15 protein-coding genes, 2 tRNA genes, 1 other RNA gene and 1 pseudogene are annotated in these 17,772 nt (G+C 42.7%); 13 read left to right on the plus strand and 6 right to left on the minus strand.

Going from position 1 to position 17,772, the window contains the following annotated elements:
- Positions 1-5: 5 nt before the first annotated feature.
- Positions 6-1,289 carry a glutamyl-tRNA reductase gene (gene hemA, locus ACX17N_RS03740; protein ID WP_458891231.1) on the plus strand — a complete coding sequence of 428 codons (1,284 nt, stop codon included), beginning with the start codon at positions 6-8 and terminating at the stop codon, positions 1,287-1,289.
- A 19-nt stretch (positions 1,290-1,308) separates the two neighbouring features.
- Here the strand turns inward: hemA and ACX17N_RS03745 are convergent, their stop codons facing one another.
- Both ACX17N_RS03745 and ACX17N_RS03750 read right to left on the minus strand, forming a co-directional pair.
- The gene (locus ACX17N_RS03745; protein WP_458891232.1) at positions 1,309-3,216 is read right to left on the minus strand and encodes a DNA primase; all 1,908 of its coding nucleotides are present in this window, start codon (positions 3,214-3,216) and stop codon (positions 1,309-1,311) included.
- A 185-nt stretch (positions 3,217-3,401) separates the two neighbouring features.
- Positions 3,402-4,391, minus strand: coding sequence for an outer membrane protein assembly factor BamD (locus ACX17N_RS03750; protein ID WP_458891233.1), 990 nt, complete (start codon positions 4,389-4,391; stop codon positions 3,402-3,404).
- Positions 4,392-4,462: 71 nt separating this feature from the next.
- On the opposite strand from ACX17N_RS03750, the gene rluD reads away from it, so the two are divergent.
- The 3 genes from rluD to ACX17N_RS03765 all read left to right on the plus strand — a co-directional run bounded on the left by rluD (position 4,463) and on the right by ACX17N_RS03765 (position 7,013).
- Positions 4,463-5,515 carry a 23S rRNA pseudouridine(1911/1915/1917) synthase RluD gene (rluD, locus tag ACX17N_RS03755; protein WP_458891234.1) on the plus strand — a complete coding sequence of 351 codons (1,053 nt, stop codon included), beginning with the start codon at positions 4,463-4,465 and terminating at the stop codon, positions 5,513-5,515.
- 84 nt (positions 5,516-5,599) lie between these two features.
- Positions 5,600-6,340, plus strand: a complete 741-nt coding sequence (gene pgeF, locus ACX17N_RS03760; protein ID WP_458891235.1) for a peptidoglycan editing factor PgeF — start codon at positions 5,600-5,602, stop codon at positions 6,338-6,340.
- Positions 6,341-6,446: 106 nt separating this feature from the next.
- Entirely contained in the window at positions 6,447-7,013 is a 567-nt protein-coding gene (locus ACX17N_RS03765; RefSeq protein ID WP_458891236.1) for a flavodoxin family protein, read from the plus strand.
- Positions 7,014-7,055: 42 nt separating this feature from the next.
- On the opposite strand, the gene smpB is transcribed toward ACX17N_RS03765, so the two are convergent.
- Entirely contained in the window at positions 7,056-7,532 is a 477-nt protein-coding gene (gene smpB, locus ACX17N_RS03770; protein ID WP_016165809.1) for an SsrA-binding protein SmpB, read from the minus strand.
- Between the two features lie 251 nt (positions 7,533-7,783).
- On the opposite strand from smpB, the gene coaD reads away from it, so the two are divergent.
- The 4 genes from coaD to ACX17N_RS03790 all read left to right on the plus strand — a co-directional run bounded on the left by coaD (position 7,784) and on the right by ACX17N_RS03790 (position 9,095).
- A complete protein-coding gene (gene coaD / locus ACX17N_RS03775) occupies positions 7,784-8,275 on the plus strand; it encodes a pantetheine-phosphate adenylyltransferase (protein WP_458891237.1) in 492 nt (163 codons plus the stop codon).
- 1 nt (position 8,276) lies between these two features.
- Positions 8,277-8,540 carry a YfhL family 4Fe-4S dicluster ferredoxin gene (locus ACX17N_RS03780; protein ID WP_458891238.1) on the plus strand — a complete coding sequence of 88 codons (264 nt, stop codon included), beginning with the start codon at positions 8,277-8,279 and terminating at the stop codon, positions 8,538-8,540.
- A 27-nt stretch (positions 8,541-8,567) separates the two neighbouring features.
- An RNA gene (gene rnpB, locus ACX17N_RS03785) (RNase P RNA component class A) lies at positions 8,568-8,945 on the plus strand.
- Positions 8,946-9,018: 73 nt separating this feature from the next.
- Positions 9,019-9,095, plus strand: a tRNA-Met gene (locus tag ACX17N_RS03790).
- A 74-nt stretch (positions 9,096-9,169) separates the two neighbouring features.
- On the opposite strand, the gene ACX17N_RS03795 is transcribed toward ACX17N_RS03790, so the two are convergent.
- Positions 9,170-9,511, minus strand: coding sequence for a hypothetical protein (locus tag ACX17N_RS03795; RefSeq protein ID WP_458891239.1), 342 nt, complete (start codon positions 9,509-9,511; stop codon positions 9,170-9,172).
- A 251-nt stretch (positions 9,512-9,762) separates the two neighbouring features.
- Between ACX17N_RS03795 and ACX17N_RS03800 the strand changes: the two genes are divergently transcribed.
- Positions 9,763-9,839, plus strand: a tRNA-Met gene (locus tag ACX17N_RS03800).
- A 118-nt stretch (positions 9,840-9,957) separates the two neighbouring features.
- On the opposite strand, the gene ACX17N_RS03805 is transcribed toward ACX17N_RS03800, so the two are convergent.
- Positions 9,958-11,583 carry an NAD+ synthase gene (locus tag ACX17N_RS03805; RefSeq protein ID WP_458891240.1) on the minus strand — a complete coding sequence of 542 codons (1,626 nt, stop codon included), beginning with the start codon at positions 11,581-11,583 and terminating at the stop codon, positions 9,958-9,960.
- 239 nt (positions 11,584-11,822) lie between these two features.
- Between ACX17N_RS03805 and ACX17N_RS03810 the strand changes: the two genes are divergently transcribed.
- The 4 genes and pseudogenes from ACX17N_RS03810 to ACX17N_RS03825 form a co-directional block, all read left to right on the plus strand.
- Complete coding sequence (locus ACX17N_RS03810; RefSeq protein ID WP_458891241.1) at positions 11,823-12,308, plus strand: type IV secretion protein Rhs; 486 nt, start codon at positions 11,823-11,825, stop codon at positions 12,306-12,308.
- A gap of 193 nt (positions 12,309-12,501) precedes the next feature.
- Entirely contained in the window at positions 12,502-13,458 is a 957-nt protein-coding gene (locus ACX17N_RS03815) for a metal-dependent hydrolase (protein WP_458891243.1), read from the plus strand.
- Positions 13,459-13,474: 16 nt separating this feature from the next.
- Positions 13,475-14,320, plus strand: coding sequence for an SDR family NAD(P)-dependent oxidoreductase (locus tag ACX17N_RS03820; protein ID WP_458891244.1), 846 nt, complete (start codon positions 13,475-13,477; stop codon positions 14,318-14,320).
- A 119-nt stretch (positions 14,321-14,439) separates the two neighbouring features.
- Positions 14,440-15,934: pseudogene (locus tag ACX17N_RS03825) on the plus strand (flavin-containing monooxygenase); the annotation flags it as partial.
- Between the two features lie 108 nt (positions 15,935-16,042).
- Here the strand turns inward: ACX17N_RS03825 and gltA are convergent.
- Positions 16,043-17,320: a citrate synthase gene (gene gltA, locus ACX17N_RS03830; protein WP_100240904.1), complete on the minus strand. Its 1,278-nt coding sequence runs from the start codon at positions 17,318-17,320 to the stop codon at positions 16,043-16,045.
- Positions 17,321-17,772: the final 452 nt, after the last annotated feature.

A 17,772-nucleotide genomic window follows, 5' to 3' on the forward strand; every position in this document is an offset into this window, starting at 1 on the left:
CTGATATGTCTTTCTTTGCATTGGGGGTCAACCATCAAACCGCGTCTGTAGAGTTGCGTGAGCAAATTGCATTTAATGCCGAAAAGCTCAGTGTATTGCTTGCTCAGCAAAGTCACAACACCGAATTAAATGATTTGGTGGTGGTGTCGACGTGTAACCGGACCGAAGTTTATGCCATCTCTGAAAATGCGGATGAGGTATTAAACTGGCTCGCCCAAGCAAATGATTTAGATGTTAAGCAACTGGTCAATCATGTCTATCGTTATGAAAATGCGCAAGCTGTTACGCATTTAATGCGGGTGGCCAGTGGACTAGATTCTTTAATGCTGGGTGAACCGCAAATTTTAGGGCAGGTTAAATCCGCCCTTTCTATTGCCAAAGAAGCCCATACTGTTTCAGGTAATTTAAACCGAATCTTTGAATACGCCTTTTATGCTGCGAAGCGAGTTCGTTCAGAAACTGCGGTGGGTAGCCATGCTGTTTCCATGGGCTATGCTGTTGCACAGCTGGCGTTGCAAGTGTTTAGCCAACCTGAAAAAATGACTGTGTTGATTGTGGCGGCTGGTGAAATGAATAGCTTGGTCGCTAAACATTTGGCCGAGATGGGGGTGGGTAAAGTCCTGATTTGTAACCGAACCCGTGAACGTGCCGAGTCACTAGCCCAAGAAATTGCCCATCAGGTCGATGTGGAAATTATTGATTTTGCACAACTGGCTGAGCACTTATATCGTGCCGATGTAATTTCTAGCTGTACAGGTAGTTTGCATCAGGTCATTTCTTATCAGGATGTCAAACGCGCTTTAAAGAAACGTCGTTATCAGCAGATGCTGTTAGTCGATTTGGCAGTGCCGCGTGATATTGAGCCGAAAGTGGAATCTTTAGATGGCGTTTATCTTTATGGGGTGGACGACTTACAGTCGGTGATAGATGAAAACCTGGCACAACGTCGCCAAGCTGCGGTTGAAGCCGAAGTCATGGTCAATCAGTTGGCGATTGAGCTGGTGACGCATGAACGCGTCAATGCCGCAGGTGCAACGATTCATCAATACCGCATGCACGGGCATGAATTACAGCAAGAAGAGTTACAGCTGGCCTTAGCACGTTTAGCCAGAGGTGAAAATGCCGAGCAGATTATGCGCGAATTTGCCCATCGCTTAACGCAGAAGTTATTACATCCGACTTCAATCGTTTTAAGAGAAGCGGCAAAAGCGGAAGATCCTGCTTATTTAGAACACTTGCAGCACAGCCTGACAGAGGTTGAGCAACATCGTCGCAAAGCTAAAAAATAATCAATTGATTTAAGTTGGCTTAGGAAAGTAAACGTAAGCCAATTTTCTTGGTCAGTTCATTCAGTTGCTGGCGTAAATTACGCGACTCTAACAGTGAATTCGGGTCTTTCAGTTTTTGGCGTAAATACTTTTCTTGTAGTGCTAGCGCATATTCGGTGGCCAGTTTATCTGCCATTTCCGGTGCATGGGTCAATACTTCTATATTGGTACGACGCATAATATCGGCAATTTCTAAACTATAGCTGCTACAAGCGCCCAAAACATAATAGGTCGCCAGTTCCTGATCATCCGGTAAATTATCAAAAATTCGGTTCAGAATGGTTAAAATATACGAGAGTAATTCGTGGTTGGGGACAAAAGCCCGCAAAGTTTCAAAATGTATATATAAAAAAGGATGATGCATCAGAATTGCGATGGCAAAGTCTTCATCTTTGGTACGAATATTAAACGATAAAGAGGCATCATTACTGAGCTGCGGTGTCCAGCGTTTGCCAAAGCCGAGTTTTTCTTTAAAAGACTGGTTGAGCAAATAACGGAAGGAGCCTGTTTTTGGTAACAGTTCAGTCAGTTGGCGCAGTTCTGCCATCACCAGACTTTTGCCTTCGGGACTGCTGATATCCTGATTTTGAGTTAAATGCGCAAAGACAAAGTCAGAAAGCAAAGGGGCTTGCTGTAATAAGCGTTGGAAGTTTTCCAAACCTTCGCGACGAATCAGTGAATCAGGATCATGATCATTTGGCAGGACAAAGAACTTCAGTTCACGACCATCATTGAGTAAAGGCAAGGCAATTTCTAGCGTGCGTCGTGCCGCTTTTTGACCCGCGGCATCGCCATCGAAGGCAATGGTAATGCGGTTATTCTGTTTAAACAGAATATTTAAATGTTCGGTATTACTCGCGGTTCCTAATGTTGCCACAGCGCCATAAATGCCATTTTGTTGTAGCGCAATGACATCCATGTAGCCTTCAACCATGAGCCAGTCTTGGGCTTTTTGTTTACGCCCTTCATACAGCCCATAGAGTAACTGATTTTTATGAAACACTTCGGAATCAGGTGAGTTGATGTATTTGGGTTTGATTTCATCATTCAGGGCACGACCACCGAAGCCGACCACACGACCTTTGGCATCACGGATCGGGAAAATCACCCGATCACGCAGCAGGTCAAAATCTCGACCACTATCACTGGTACGAATTAACCCCAGTAACTTTAAACCTTGAATGTCTTGCGGAAAGGCTTTTTCTAGATGTTGCCAGTCTTCAGGTGCGTAGCCTAAACGCCAGAATTGAATGGTTTCTGGGCCTAAGCCACGGTGTCTAAAGTACTGTTGTGCGCTTTGACTTTGTGGTAATTGTCGTTCATAAAACTGCGCTACATTTTCCAGCAGGTCATAGAGATTACCATCTTGTGCCGGTGCTTCATGAAAATCCTGAAAGGGCTCAAACTGGGCAAAAGGATCATCGACATTTCGAAACTGCTCAAATGGATCATAATCTACATCCATAGGAGTATTGGTATTGGGTGCCGCTACAGCGCTAGGAATAGAAGCTGATTTTTGTTCCAGAACGGACTTTTTTTGTTCTGGCGTGGGCTTGGTTTCACGCTTATAGGATAGACGTTTGGAATCTTGATTATCTTTGGGGAGTTCAATGCCTGCTTGGCTCGATAAGTCTTTCATTACATCGACAAAGTTACGATTGTCGATGTCCATTAAAAAGCGAATAGCATTACCATTGGCCTGACAGCCAAAGCAGTGATAATACTGTTTATCACGATAGACATGGAAAGAGGGCGACTTTTCCTGATGAAACGGGCAGCAACCTGAGTATGTGCGTCCCGTTTTTTTAAGTTTCACGCGTTGACCAATTAAATCGACAATATCAGTTCGATCGAGAATTTGATCTATCGTGTGCTGAGGAATGGCCATAGTCGTTATCGTGATATATGCAGCAAAATGAAAATGCAAAGCCAGATTTGCTTGAACCCAACTTTTGCAAAAGAAAACTATTTATTTGTATATGGTTTGATCAGTCCGATCAAGTGATACACAAAATATAAAAGGGCAAGTATGATAACTTGCCCTTAATCAAATTGCACGATGTGTTGTGGTTTTTATTCAGCAGAAGTGCTCGATGCGGGTGCTTCTGTCGAAGTTGCAGGACGATCAAGCAAACCAAACGTCATACGGTTAGTCAGGCTGCGTTGCTCAGCAGGTGCAGCAGTTTTTGGTGTTTCGATTGTACTTTGTTCTTCACGACCAAATACACCCAAGGTTGCACGGTTGACCCAACTGCCTTCTTTGCGAGCTGCACGTAAATTTACAGTTCCATCCGATTTAACCAAGCTTGGATAGTTCAGCTTTAACACATCAATATATTGTTGCGCGGTGGCTTGGTCGCCCAACTTTTCATAGCCATATGCCACTGTTGCTAACGCTTCAGGAATTTGCGGTGTTTGCGGATAATGCTCAATCACCCATTGCGAACGTTCTACAGCAGCCAACCATGCTTTACGTTTAATATTAAAACGTGCCACATTCATTTCACTTTCAGCCAATTCATTGCCAATGTATTTCATACGCTGTGCAGCATCAACCGCATAGGTGCTCGATGGATAGCGGCGAATAAAATCGACAAAGTTTTGATAAGCCAGTTTTAAATAACTGGTATCACGATGGGACTGTTTTAATGAGGTATAACGCATTAAACCATCATAGTTCTGTTCCATATTCGCGACACCACGCACATAGTAGGCGTAATCGACATTTGGATGCTGCGGATTTAAACGAATAAAACGCTCGGCAAGGCTAATGGTTGCTTCATAATCTTTTTGCTGGAATTTGGTATACAACAACTCGAGTTGAGCTTGTTGTGCATAATCACCAGTCGGGTAGTAGGTATCAATTGCTTCTAGGTACTTGGCTGCATCAGTATATTGACCGTTATCCAGCGCTTTCTCAGCTTTTTGTATATACACTTGCTCACTTAATTGTGGGCCTGTATCCACCACTTCTTTTTTTGGATTACTGCTACAGCCCACCATTGCAGACGCAATGCCTAAAGAAAGAGCGAGCATTGTAATTTTATAACGTGGTAGCGACATAAAAATTCCTCTGTTATTACGGGCAATGAGCTACAATTGCGCTATTAAACCACTTTTGTTTGAATGATCAAATGACCCAAGCACAATCTACTGATACAAATTTTGCAGAAACTGATTTCAATTTACTTGAAGAAACAGACGAAGCAGATAACCATACTTCTGATGCAACTGCAACACGTTTATCGTTGCAATTTCAATTGGATGAGAGCTACCTCGGGCAACGTATTGATCAGGTTGCGGCCAATGTTTGGAGCGACTTTTCACGCGAAAAACTCAAGCAGTGGCTAAAGGACGGGCATTTGTTGGTAAATGGTAACATTGTCAAACCAAAGTACAAATCTGAAGGAAATGAGCTGCTTACACTCGATGTTGAGCTTGAAGCACAGACCACCAGCCAGCCTGAAAATATTCCTTTAAATATTGTCTATGAAGATGATGACATTATTGTCATTAATAAACCGGTCGGTATGGTCGTGCATCCAGGTGCTGGCAATACTTCAGGAACTCTGGTGAATGCACTGTTATATCATTATCCGAAAGCGGCTGAATTATCACGTGCAGGCTTGGTACATCGTATTGATAAAGACACCAGCGGCTTATTGGTGGTTGCGAAAAACCTCGAAGCGCAGTTCGCTTTAAGCAAGCAATTGGCGAATAAATCGGTGTACCGTGTTTATGATTTAATCGTGTATGGCAACGTGATTGCAGGCGGCACGATTGATGAGCCGATTAAACGTCATCCAGTGGATCGCGTGAAAATGACGGTATTACCAGGCGGTAAAGATGCAGTCACACATTACAACGTGAAAGAGCGTTTCCAACATTTTACCCGCATCCAAGCGCGTTTGGAAACCGGTCGTACCCATCAGATTCGTGTGCATTTTTCTTACATCGGTTTTGGCCTAGTGGGTGATCAGGTTTATATGCCGCGTGTTCGAGTACCAGCGGGTGCATCTGAACTTTTGAATGATACCTTGCGTACATTTAAACGTCAGGCATTGCATGCTGCGCAGTTGGGCCTAGTTCACCCACGTACAGGTAAAGACATGATGTTCGAAGCACCATGGGCAGAAGATTTTGCCGCCTTAGTTGATGTTTTGCGTAGCGAAGACGCCGCCTATTAAGTCTTTGACTTGAAATGACTTCACGGTATGGCTTTCCATCAGTCGTACCGTGAAGAATGAAGATTTTATAATAAGGAATAAAACATGCAATTTGTTCAAGGATTGCCAGAAGGGATCTGTGTAGGGCAAACCCGCGTACATCATGCGCATGCCTTGGCTACGGATCAGCCTGAGTTAAAAGGCTTTAATTTAGCATTGCATGTTCAAGATGATGCGAAACGTGTACAGCAGCATCGTATGCAATTGCTCGAAGATTTTTCTAGTTTTGGGGTGGATAGAATCACATGGATGACGCAAACCCATAGCACAATCTGTCACCGCGTGGATGAACAAATTCATTTTGCTGCCCCTGAAGGTGATGGTCTGGTCACACAGCGCAAACAACATGCCTTAATGATGATGACGGCAGATTGTCTGCCGATTGTTTTAGGGGATGCCGATGCCCAAGAGGTTGCCAATTTACATGCCGGTTGGCGTGGACTGGCGCATGGAATTGTCGAAAACACCATTGCTGCGATGCAACATCCACCGGCTTGGGCGTGGTTAGGAGCTGCAATTAGTCAGCCATGTTTTGAAGTTGGGGCTGAAGTTAAACAAACTTTTTGCGCCAAATATCCTGCATTAAGCTCTGCTTTTGAACCAGCCAAAGAACCAGGGAAATACTTTGCCGATTTATATGCGATTGCTCGCTATATCTTGCAGCAACATGGGGTATCGAAGATTTTAGGTGGGGATCAATGTACCTACCGCCAAGCGGAAGAATATTATTCATATCGCCGTAATACTAAGACGGGTCGTATGGCGACGTTTGTATTTTTAAAATGAGCCCTGTGCCTGTTAAGCAAGGTGTAATGTTTTGATTTTGCCTGCTCTCCCTCCGACGAGCGAAAAGTGTTAAACTTGACTTAATTATTTGGTTTTAAAAGTTTCCATGTCTGTCACTGATCTTGTTTCTCCTGCTCCTGTTCATGTGTGTGTGGTTTATCATAGTCCTTATGGTCATACGGCTAAGGTGGCGCAATATATTGCGCAAGGCGCAGAGCAGGCCGGTGCAGATGTGCACCTGATTTCTGTTGCCGCAGTGCAATGGGAGCTTCTAGATCAAGCTGATATTATTATTATGGGCTGTCCAACCTATATGGGCAGTCTGACTTCTGCACTTAAGCAATTTATGGAAGACTCTTCCAAGCGCTGGTTGGCTCGTGCATGGCAGGGCAAGCTTGCGGCAGGATTTACCAATGGTGGTGGCTTAAGTGGCGATAAATTGGCGGTATTGCAGCAGATTAATCTGTTTGCGATGCAGCATGGTATGTTATGGGCAGGTTTACCGTTTATGCCAACGGGACGTGGTCTGCAAGATATTAATCGTATGTCCAGTTTTTTGGGCTTAATGACACAGTCAGACAATGCTAGTGTGGAAGTTACCCCACCCGAAGGGGACTTGGAAACAGCACGTAAGTTTGGTAAATATTTAGTCGAGTTAAAGGCTGACTATTGATCCATGCGTTTCATAAAAAACCTCCCAATCGGGAGGTTTTTGTTATTTGTGAAATAGGCGGGCTTTATCACGTTGCCAATCGCGGTCTTTTTCTGTAGCACGCTTGTCGTGCAGTTGCTTACCTTTAACTAAAGCAATTTCCAACTTGACTAATGGACCTTTCCAGTAGCAGGCTAAAGGGACACATGAGAACCCTTTTTGGTTGACTGCACCCAACAATTTGGCAATTTCATTACGATTCAGCAGCAATTTACGCGTACGTGTTGCTTCAGGCACAACATGCGTAGATGCAGATAAAAGCGGTTGAATTTGTGCACCAAATAAATAGGCTTCACCATTTTTAAATAAAATATAGCTTTCCGTCAGTGTCATACGGCCAGCACGTAAGGATTTGACTTCCCAACCTTGTAAGGAGAGTCCTGCTTCAAATTTTTCTTCAATGAAATAATCATGGCGTGCGCGCTTATTTTGCGCAATCGTTCCGCCATTATGTTTCTTCACTACAGTTGCTTTCGCCATAATTCGTCACTTCCAAAGTTATGACTATTGTGCCGTAACATGATGGCACTGACAATTCTTAAATGCTCTAGGCCCGCTTTAATATAAAGCGAAGAGCTTGTCGTCTGATGGATAGGCTATTTTAAAAAATGAAAATGCGTACTAATATTTGACCAAATAGTGAAGATTTTTCAAATTTATAGAGTTTCTTCGCCAAAAAAACAAGATTTTGTTAAAATAGCCCCCAATAAAATGAATCAGAGTACAAATGGATGTCTAAAACTCGCGTAATCTATCCAGGAACATTTGATCCAATTACCAATGGACATGTAGACCTCGTTACTCGGGCGTCTAAAATGTTTGATGAGGTGGTTGTTGCAATTGCGATTGGACACCATAAGAATCCTTTGTTCAAGTTAGAAGAGCGCGTTGAACTGGCACAGGCTTCTCTGAGCCATCTTCCGAATGTTGAATTTGTTGGTTTTGATGGTTTATTGGTGAATTTTTTCCGTGAACAAAATGCCACAGCGGTATTGCGTGGTTTGCGTGCCGTCTCTGATTTTGAATATGAATTTCAATTGGCAAATATGAACCGTCAATTAGATTCACGTTTTGAAGCAGTATTCTTGACTCCATCTGAACAATATTCATTTATTTCTTCCACGTTAATTCGTGAAATTGCACGTCTGAAAGGCGATGTCACCAAATTCGTTCCTGAAGCGGTGGTCAAAGCCTTTGAGCAGAAGCATCAACAAGGTTGGTAGAGTGTCTTTATATATAACTGATGAATGCATCAATTGTGATGTTTGTGAGCCTGTTTGTCCAAATGAAGCAATTTTCATGGGTGAACTGATTTACGAAATTAACCCTGATCTTTGTACAGAATGTGTCGGGCATCATGATCAGCCACAGTGCCAACTGTTCTGTCCTGTAGATTGTATTCCGCTAGATCCCAATCATGCGGAAAGCCAAGAACAGTTGATGGAAAAGTATCAACGTTTAATTGCTCAAAAAAGCACAAGCAAATAGTTTTTAAATTTGGTAAGATGCGCCTTCGAAGTGAGCCAGACGATCGCTGCTGTGGAGGTCTCCGTGACTAAAGCAGGGGAGGAAAGTCCGGGCTTCAACGGGCAAGGTGCCAGGTAACGCCTGGGCGGCGTGAGCCGACGGAAAGTGCAGCAGAGAGTAGACCGCCTTCATTATGGTTTCGAGCAATTGGAATCGGAGGTAAGGGTGAAAGGGTGCGGTAAGAGCGCACCGCATGACTGGTAACAGTTCATGGCATGGTAAACCCCACCGGAAGCAAGACCAAATAGGGATCCTTTAGGCATGGCCCATGCTGGATCCGGGTAGGTCGCTGGAGCGTATGAGTGATTGTACGCCTAGAGGAATGATCGTTCACGACAGAACCCGGCTTATCGGCTCACTTCATCAAATTTTGATCAATTAAGTGCATTAGGTACTTGACGTACCGCAGAGAAAAACACATAATGCGCGCACAGTTTACGGCTATGTAGCTCAGTTGGTTAGAGCACCGCACTCATAATGCGGGGGTCACAAGTTCAAGTCTCGTCATAGCCACCATTTTATAAATCACGTTCCTATAACGTGATTTTTTTTGCCTGAAAAAAGTCAAAGTTATAAATTAGTTTTGTATTTTAAAATTTACTCGTGCAGTCAAGCGTATCCGCGGTAAAGTTAATCCGCATCTGCAAGTTTTGAATCTGCTGCAAATTGGTCTGTTGTTCTGCTAGGGCAAAGATTTTACGATCGACTAAATTCAATTTTTTTAAGCTGATATGCTGACTAGAGCAGTAGCGTGCTTCGACTGTCTCTAAAGCGAGCTTATGTTGCTCTGTGAGGTATAAACCATCTATGGTCAGAATTTTTTGTTGTCCTTGGGCAGAGTTAACCAAGAGTTCTCGATCTTTGAGGTTAAACAAAGGATTGGCGTTGATATAGCTCGCAACATCACGTCGTACACCGTTATAGTCGCTCATCAGTGGATATACGCTGACAACTGCTCAATGCAGCTGTACTTAGCATGAAGTAAAAATAGAATTTCTTTTTCATGATCTTTCGCAGAAATTTTGCCGACTTCAGTACAGCATGCGGCATAAAAATAAGTTTAAAAAGAGTGGCTTGCTATAAATTTGATGGTTTAAAGTGTTTTTGTTTATTCGGTGATCATTTGCGTATAAAAAGGGTTGACGCTGGGCTTTGAACTTTGCATAATGCGCACACAGTTTACGGCTATGTAGCTCAGTTGGTTAGAGCACCGCACTCATAATGCGGGGGTCACAAGTTCAAGTCTCGTCATAGCCACCATTTTTATAGACCAAGCTCTCAGCTTGGTCTCTTTTTTTGTGCGTGAAAAATATATTTAAAAAAAAGTAGCTATAAAAAAGCCCAAACAGTTGTTTGGGCTTTTTGTTTTTATCTAGACTTAAACGCCAGCTTTCCAGCCATTGATGATCGGATAACGACGTTCACGGCTAAAGGCACGTGAGCTAATACGTGGGCCGATAGCACCTTGGCGACGTTTGTATTCGTTAAAGTCGACGAGGCGAATCACTTTCTTTACGACTTCTGCATCAAAGCCCTTGGCAATGATGTCATCTTGGCTTTGATCTTCTTCAATGTAGGCATAAAGAATCGCATCCAAAACATCATAGTGCGGTAAAGAGTCCTGATCGGTTTGATCATGACGTAATTCGGCAGACGGTGGGCGAGTAATTACGCGTTCAGGAATGACTGGGGTTTCTGCAATGCTGTTACGGTATTTTGCCAATTCAAATACAATGGTTTTGTACACATCTTTGAGTACCGCAAAGCCACCGACCATATCGCCGTAAAGTGTGCAATAACCCACTGCAAGTTCAGATTTGTTACCTGTCGAAAGCACCAGATTGCCAAACTTATTTGAAAGCCCCATTAACAGCGTTCCACGTGCACGTGCTTGAAGGTTTTCTTCGGTCGCATCGGCAGGTGCATTACCAAAGAATGGGTAAAGCGTCTGCATAAAGCTATTTACAATTGGATTGATTTCAGCAATGCCGAAGGTAATGCCCATCGTTTTGGCTTGCGCTGCGGCATCTTCTACACTGATTTGTGAAGTATAAGTATAAGGCATCATGACGGCTTGTACTTTGTCCGCACCAATTGCATCAACAGCAATTGCCAGCGTTAAGGCTGAGTCAATACCACCGGATAGTCCAAGAATGACACCTGGAAATCCTGAACGTTGAACATAATCACGGGTTGCCATGACCAAAGCTTGGTAAATTTCAGCCATAGTGCCAAGTGTTGGCTCATTTTCTGCAATTTGGAAGCTTTGCTGTTCTACTTGGTAGTCTGCATAAAATAATGCTTCTTTAAAACTCGGTGCTTGTAAGGCAACAGCACCATCTTTATTGATGACGAAACTGGTTCCATCAAAGATCAAGTCGTCTTGACCACCCACTTGGTTGGCGTAGACCAAATTAATATTTAGCTGCTTCGCCAACGCTTGCATGGTATCAATACGATGCTGCGGTTTACCTACTTCATAAGGGGATGCATTCAGTACCAGTACCGTTTCAACATTGAGTTGTGCCAATTGTTGAACCGTATTGAGTGACCAAATGTCTTCACAAATAAGTAAGCCAAATTTGTGCCCTAGATATTCAAAGACTAAGTGCTGATGACCCTCGTTGAAGTAACGCTTTTCATCAAAGACACCGTAGTTTGGTAAATTCTGTTTGTTATAGATACCCAGAATTTTTCCATCTTTCATGACCGCTGCTGAGTTGTAGCGTTGACCATCTTCAGTTTGGTTCACAAAACCAAACACCATGACGATGTCTTTTACTTGACGCAGTTGTTCGAAGGCGGTTTCAGTACGTTTAGATAAACTTGGGCGGAGTAATAAATCTTCTGCTGGATATCCAATCGTTGATAATTCTGGGAAGATAATTAAATCTGATTGTTGCTTTTTGGCTTCATTTGCCAATTGTTGCATTTTTTCAGCATTTGCTTCGATATTGCCAATGTGCGGAGAGAATTGTGCTAGGGCAATCTTAAAACTTTTCATTCCAACTTAATCCTAAAGCTATAGGGATGTATACACAGACGACTGAGTTTTTTATCGTTGTGGGTTCAGTACTGTGTAATTAACGACAAAATAATAAATAAATAATTTGCGTTGATACTATATACGAATTGCGACAAATGTAGTGTATAAATCCAAAAAAAATTCTTATTTGCATTCAGCAGATTTGTTCATAATAACAGATGAATTGTATATTTTATTTCACTGAAAAGGTTAGAGATATGCCGCGATACTTATCAACACTGATGCAGCAATTCCGCGGGTTTGGCGTAGTCTCTCGCAGGGAGCTGACAGTAGGTGAAAAAGCATTGGTTCGCAGTATCTTCGCAGACAGCATAACACTGGACCGAGTCCAAATTGTGGCGCATAAACTGATACTGAAAAATTATGCGCTCAGTCCCAACGGGCAGATTTATTTTCATCCACAAAATTACTGCGAAGATTTTTCTAAAAGCGCTTTACGTGTGCAATCTTGGTTTATTCATGAAATGACTCATGTTTGGCAATTTCAGCATGGAATTGCGGTGGTACGTTTAGCCATCTTTGATCGTCGTTATCGCTATGTTTTGCAGCAAGGTAAATTATTTTTGAATTATGGCATAGAGCAACAGGCGCAAATGGTTCAAGACTATTTTATAAAAAGAGCGCAGCGGCAGGACTGTCGTGCTTATGAGGACTGTATTCCGTTCTTGGCACGCAAAGCATGATTCTGTCCCGTCCAGATAATTCTCACTTTAAACTGTCCGACAAGCGTGGGGAAAGGCATAAATTGCAAATCAAATGAATTGAATTGCTAATGGCATAGATTTACAGCTCCCTTAATTTTTTACTGTAGCCCCGACCAATTTGATGGTGTAGGGCTGGCAAGTTGCAATTACAGTAGAAAAATAAGGATTCCGTATGCAATTCATTACGCCATTCAAAAATACATTTCGCTATGTATTTTCAGGCCCTAAATTTGATGCCAAACAGCAGTCAGCGATGATTCCGATTCGGCATATGCGTTTTGATTTTGATCCCCAGCAGATTGATCATAAGTTTTTTTTGAATGCAGAATTGGCCAGTGCATATTTTGCATCCCTCTCGATTTTCCTGACGTTTGGCGAAGATTTGGTGATAGATACTGCGCGTTATCATCGCGACTTGCTCAAAGATCCGTTATTAAAGCAGCGGGTCACGGCTTTAATTGGGCAGGAAGCCATTCACTCCAAAATGCACAATGAATTAAACGATGCTTTATTGCAGGTTGATTATCCTGTGCAGTTATTTCGGACATGGGCAGGTTGGGTCTTCGAATATGGCTTTAATCGCTTACCGCAACCCATGAAGTTGTCTTTAATGGCTGGTATTGAGCATTTTACGGCAGTACTGGCTGAATATATGATGCAACATGAAGCGATATTCTTTCGTTCGCAAGATGAGAAACAACGTGCCATCTGGATGTGGCACATGCTGGAAGAATCTGAACACAAAGATATTGCCTATGATGTGTTTCAATCGCTTTCTAATAATTATGCCTTACGCGTAGCCGGTTTTTTTCCTGCATTAATTACCATTCTGGTGCTGATTTCAGCCGCGGCTGTTTTGGTGCCATTCTATCGACAACCGAAAAACTTAATCCGTTGGGGGTATTGGAAGGAACTGCCGCAGAGTGTGCGTTTAATTTTTGGTTTTAAAGATGGCGTCTATGGCAGCACTTTTCGGCATATTTTTGACTATTTACGTCCTGATTTTCACCCCAATGATCATGATACTTCTGCCTACTTAAGTTATTACAAAGAGAAACTGCTACATCCCGAACATGGCATTTTATTGCCATATTTTACGCGGGAATTTACCCCAGCTTTACGTTGTTAAGGAGAGAGGGATTGAAATGTTGAAATTTAATCACAGCTCCAAACCAAGTTATCAAGCTTATGCCGTGGTGACAGGCGCAGGGAGTGGTATTGGGCGCAGTTTTGCCTTAGAGCTGGCGAAGCGTGGCAGTCGCGTGATATGTGCCGACCTCAATCTTGCCGCGGCTAAAGAAACGGTGGCTTTAATTCATGCAAAATATCCAACCGCGAGTTATGCCTTGCAGTGTGATGTAGGGGATGCAGATCAGGTCAAGGCTTTGGCTGATCAAGCCGAACAATTGATGGGGCATAGCACCACACTCATTATTAATAATGCAGGCGTGGGCTTAGGTGGGAAGTTTGATGAAGTCAGTTTGGCAGATTGGCAGTGGTGTATGCAGGTCAATTTATGGGGGGTAATACATGGTTGCCATTATTTTGTACCTCAATTTAAACAACAAGGCTATGGGGCAATTATAAATGTTGCCTCGGCAGCGGGGTTTACAGCGGCCCCTGAAATGACCGCCTATAACGTGACCAAGTCAAGTGTGCTGGCACTATCTGAAACGCTGGCGGCAGAGTTGCGTAGTGCCAATATACGCGTCAATGTGCTGTGTCCAACCTTGGTTCCAACCAATATTATGAAGCATGGGCGTTTACCTCAGCATTATGCTGGATTAGCCGATGATTTGTTGATGAATCATGCATTTGTGAGTAGTGAGCAAGTAGCAATCAAAACGCTGGATCATCTCGATGCTGGTAAGTTGTATACCATTCCTCAGCCAGATGCCAAATTGTTTTGGTGGATGAAGCGTGCAGCTCCTAACCTATATGCCAAGTTATTGGGAATGGGCTATCCACTGTTTAAAAAGTATGTGAAATAAAAATAAGAGAATAACATGACCGAAAACAGCTTAAATGAAGGATCTACCTCTGATGTTATATTAGACATCCCCATGTCTAATCCACAAAATGACTCGGATGAGACTTCAGAACCACGAAAAGCCAAAGCCAGACAAACACGCGAGCAAGAGAACAGCCAAGTAAGCCTGCATGTGTATGATTGTATTGTGATTGGCGCGGGCATTTCAGGCATTGCCGCTGCCTATAAAATGCTACAGGCAGGCTATCATAATTTTATTGTTTTAGAAAAAGCCGCGCGGGTGGGTGGGACGTGGCGTGACAATACCTACCCAGGGTGTGGTTGTGATGTTCCATCAGCATTATATTCATTTTCATTTGCACCGAGCCATCAATGGAGTCATCTTTTTGCGAAACAAGCAGAAATCTTGCAATATCTGGAAGGGGTGACTCAGCAATTTAATTTGATGAAAAATATTAAGTTCAATCATGAGCTTGTATCAGCAAAATGGGATGAATCCCAACAGCAATGGCAACTGCAAACATCGCAAGGGATGTTTCTCGCCAAAACGGTCATTTTCTCGACTGGACCCATTACTGAGCCATCCTTGCCCCAAATTAAGGGTATTGAAACCTTTCAAGGGGCAATGTTTCATTCAGCCCGCTGGAGGCATGATTATGATTTAGCGGGAAAACGGGTTGCGGTGATTGGCACAGGGGCATCGGCCATTCAGTTTATTCCGCAAATTCAGCCCAAAGTCAAAAACTTAATTGTATTTCAGCGGACCGCACCGTGGGTGTTACCTAAAGCCGATTTGACCTTGAATGCAACGGCGAAGGAAATTATTGCAAAATATCCCGTCATGCAACGAATTTGGCGCAGCAGTGTCGCTCAGATTCTGAATGGCATTAACTTTGGATTACGTCATCCGCAAGTACTTGAGCCCATCAATCTACTGAGCAAGCAGTTATTAAAACTACAAATTCAGGATCAACGCTTGCGTCAAAATGTGACTCCAAACTTTTCAATTGGCTGCAAAAGGCTGTTATTTGCCAATAACTATTATCCAGCCCTACAGCAAGACAATGTCACACTGCTGCCACAAGGTTTGGTTGCAATATAAGGCAATAACGTTATTGCAGCCAATGGCGAACAGCATGCGGTTGATGTGATTATTTGGGGAACGGGGTTTGAAGTTTCACATCCCCCGATTGGAAAATGTGTCTATGATACCAAAGGGCAATTGTTAGCAGAGCGTTGGCAAGATAGCTCTCCAGAAGCCTTTTTAGGCACCAGTTTGGAACAGGTGCCGAATGCATTTTTAGTCTTGGGACCGAATATTTTGGTCTATGACTCATTTATTGGGATTGCTGAAGCGCAGCTAGATTACATTATCAGTGGCTTATTGCAAATGCGCGATTTGGGCATTCGGCGGATTGAAATTAAATCTAATGTAATTCAGAAATATAATCATGATGTGCAAAAAAATTTACAGACCACGGTGTTTAATCGGGGTGGCTGCAAATCGTATTATCTGGATCAAAATGGCCGTAATTTTGCAGCCTGGCCATGGTCACTTAAGCAATTAAAGCAAAAATTGCAAAAGTTGGATTTAGACAATTATCAGGTCAGTTAAAGCTTAATTGATTGGTCGCAGTGAGCCAGAAGCTGTATCGACTTGTTTTCTGTAAAGATAAAAAAACCACCCGAGAGGGTGGTTTTTTGATTCATCAATTCTTGCGAATTAACGACCCTGGATGTCACGTTGAACTTCACCAGTGTAAAGCTGACGTGGACGACCAATTTTGTAAGGTCCGCTGTGCATTTCTAACCAGTGGCTGATCCAACCAACAGTACGTGCAAGAGCGAAGATTACTGTAAACATTTCTGTTGGGATACCAATCGCTTTAAGGATGATACCTGAGTAGAAGTCTACGTTCGGGTAAAGGTTACGCTTGATGAAGTATTCATCAGAAAGTGCGATACGCTCAAGTTCCATAGCAAGTTCAAGCTGTGGATCGTTGATGCCAAGTGCACCAAGAACTTCGTCGCAAGTCTCTTTCATTACTTTAGCGCGCGGGTCAAAGTTCTTGTAAACGCGATGACCGAAGCCCATTAACTTAACTTCTTTAGTCTTCACTTTTTCCATGAAGCCAGCAACGTTTTCTACAGTGCCGATTTCGTCAAGCATCTTAAGAACAGCTTCGTTCGCACCACCGTGCGCAGGACCCCAAAGTGCAGAAATACCAGCAGCGATACATGCATACGGGTTAGCACCAGTAGAACCCGCTAAACGTACTGTAGACGTAGACGCGTTTTGTTCGTGGTCAGCATGAAGCGTGAAGATACGGTCCATCGCTTTCGCAAGAATAGGGTTTACTTTGTAATCGCGGTCTGCTGGAGTAGCAAACATCATATGCAAGAAGTTTTCTGCATAGTTCAAGTCGTTACGTGGGTAAACAAATGGTTGACCTACAGTGTACTTGTAGCTCCAAGCTGCAAGTGTAGGTACTTTCGCAATTAAGCGAATTGCAGTAATTTCACGGTGGTTAACATCTTCGATGTCTAAACCGTTGTGATAGAACGCAGAAAGTGCACCCACTACACCAACCATGATTGCCATAGGGTGAGCGTCACGACGGAAACCATTGAAGAAACGGCTTACTTGATCGTGAACCATTGTGTGGTTACGAACTTTAGCGTCAAATTCAACTTTTTGTTCAGCTGTAGGAAGTTCGCCATTTAATAATAAGTAGCAAGTTTCTAAGTAGTCAGCTTTAGTTGCAAGTTGGTCAATTGGGTAACCACGGTGTAAAAGTACACCTTTGTTACCATCAATGAAGGTAATTTTTGATTCGCAAGCTGCTGTAGCCATAAAACCAGGATCAAAAGTAAAGTGACCTGCGGCCAACACATCCTTAACGTCGATTACATCTGGGCCCAATGTGCCGCTGTAAATTGGTAATTCAATTTCTTTGCCATCAAGCTGTAATACGGCTTTTTTGCCAGTTGCTTCAGACATTCAATAGATCTCCTGTCCTGGTGAATGTTTAATCTGACTCGTAGTACTAATCTTTTAATGCGCGAATCAGACGGATCAAAAATTTGCTAATAAGATTAGAGAGTACTGGAATTTTGTCAATTATACTTATGGATAAAAACTGACGCGCCCACAGAGGTTTAGTCAAATCCTTCCTTAGAAAAATGAGTAAAATCACAGCACCGCGCCGCTATAATAAGTCAAATTATTCTTGAGGTGCAGAAAAAAAATGGGACATCTGCTGAATTGTAAGTATTTATAAAAAATAAAGGACATATTTTTTTGAACAAATGGTACGAGCATTTAGAATTGAAATTTATCTAATTTTCATAACTTACATCTATTTTTGTTTAGTTTTTATTCCATTTTAGACTGAAATTTGGCATGAAATTCTTAGACTAAAGATGTGTCTGATTGGTTAAAAAATAACTCAT

The sequence above is a fragment of the Acinetobacter sp. GXMZU3951 genome (assembly GCF_054457875.1).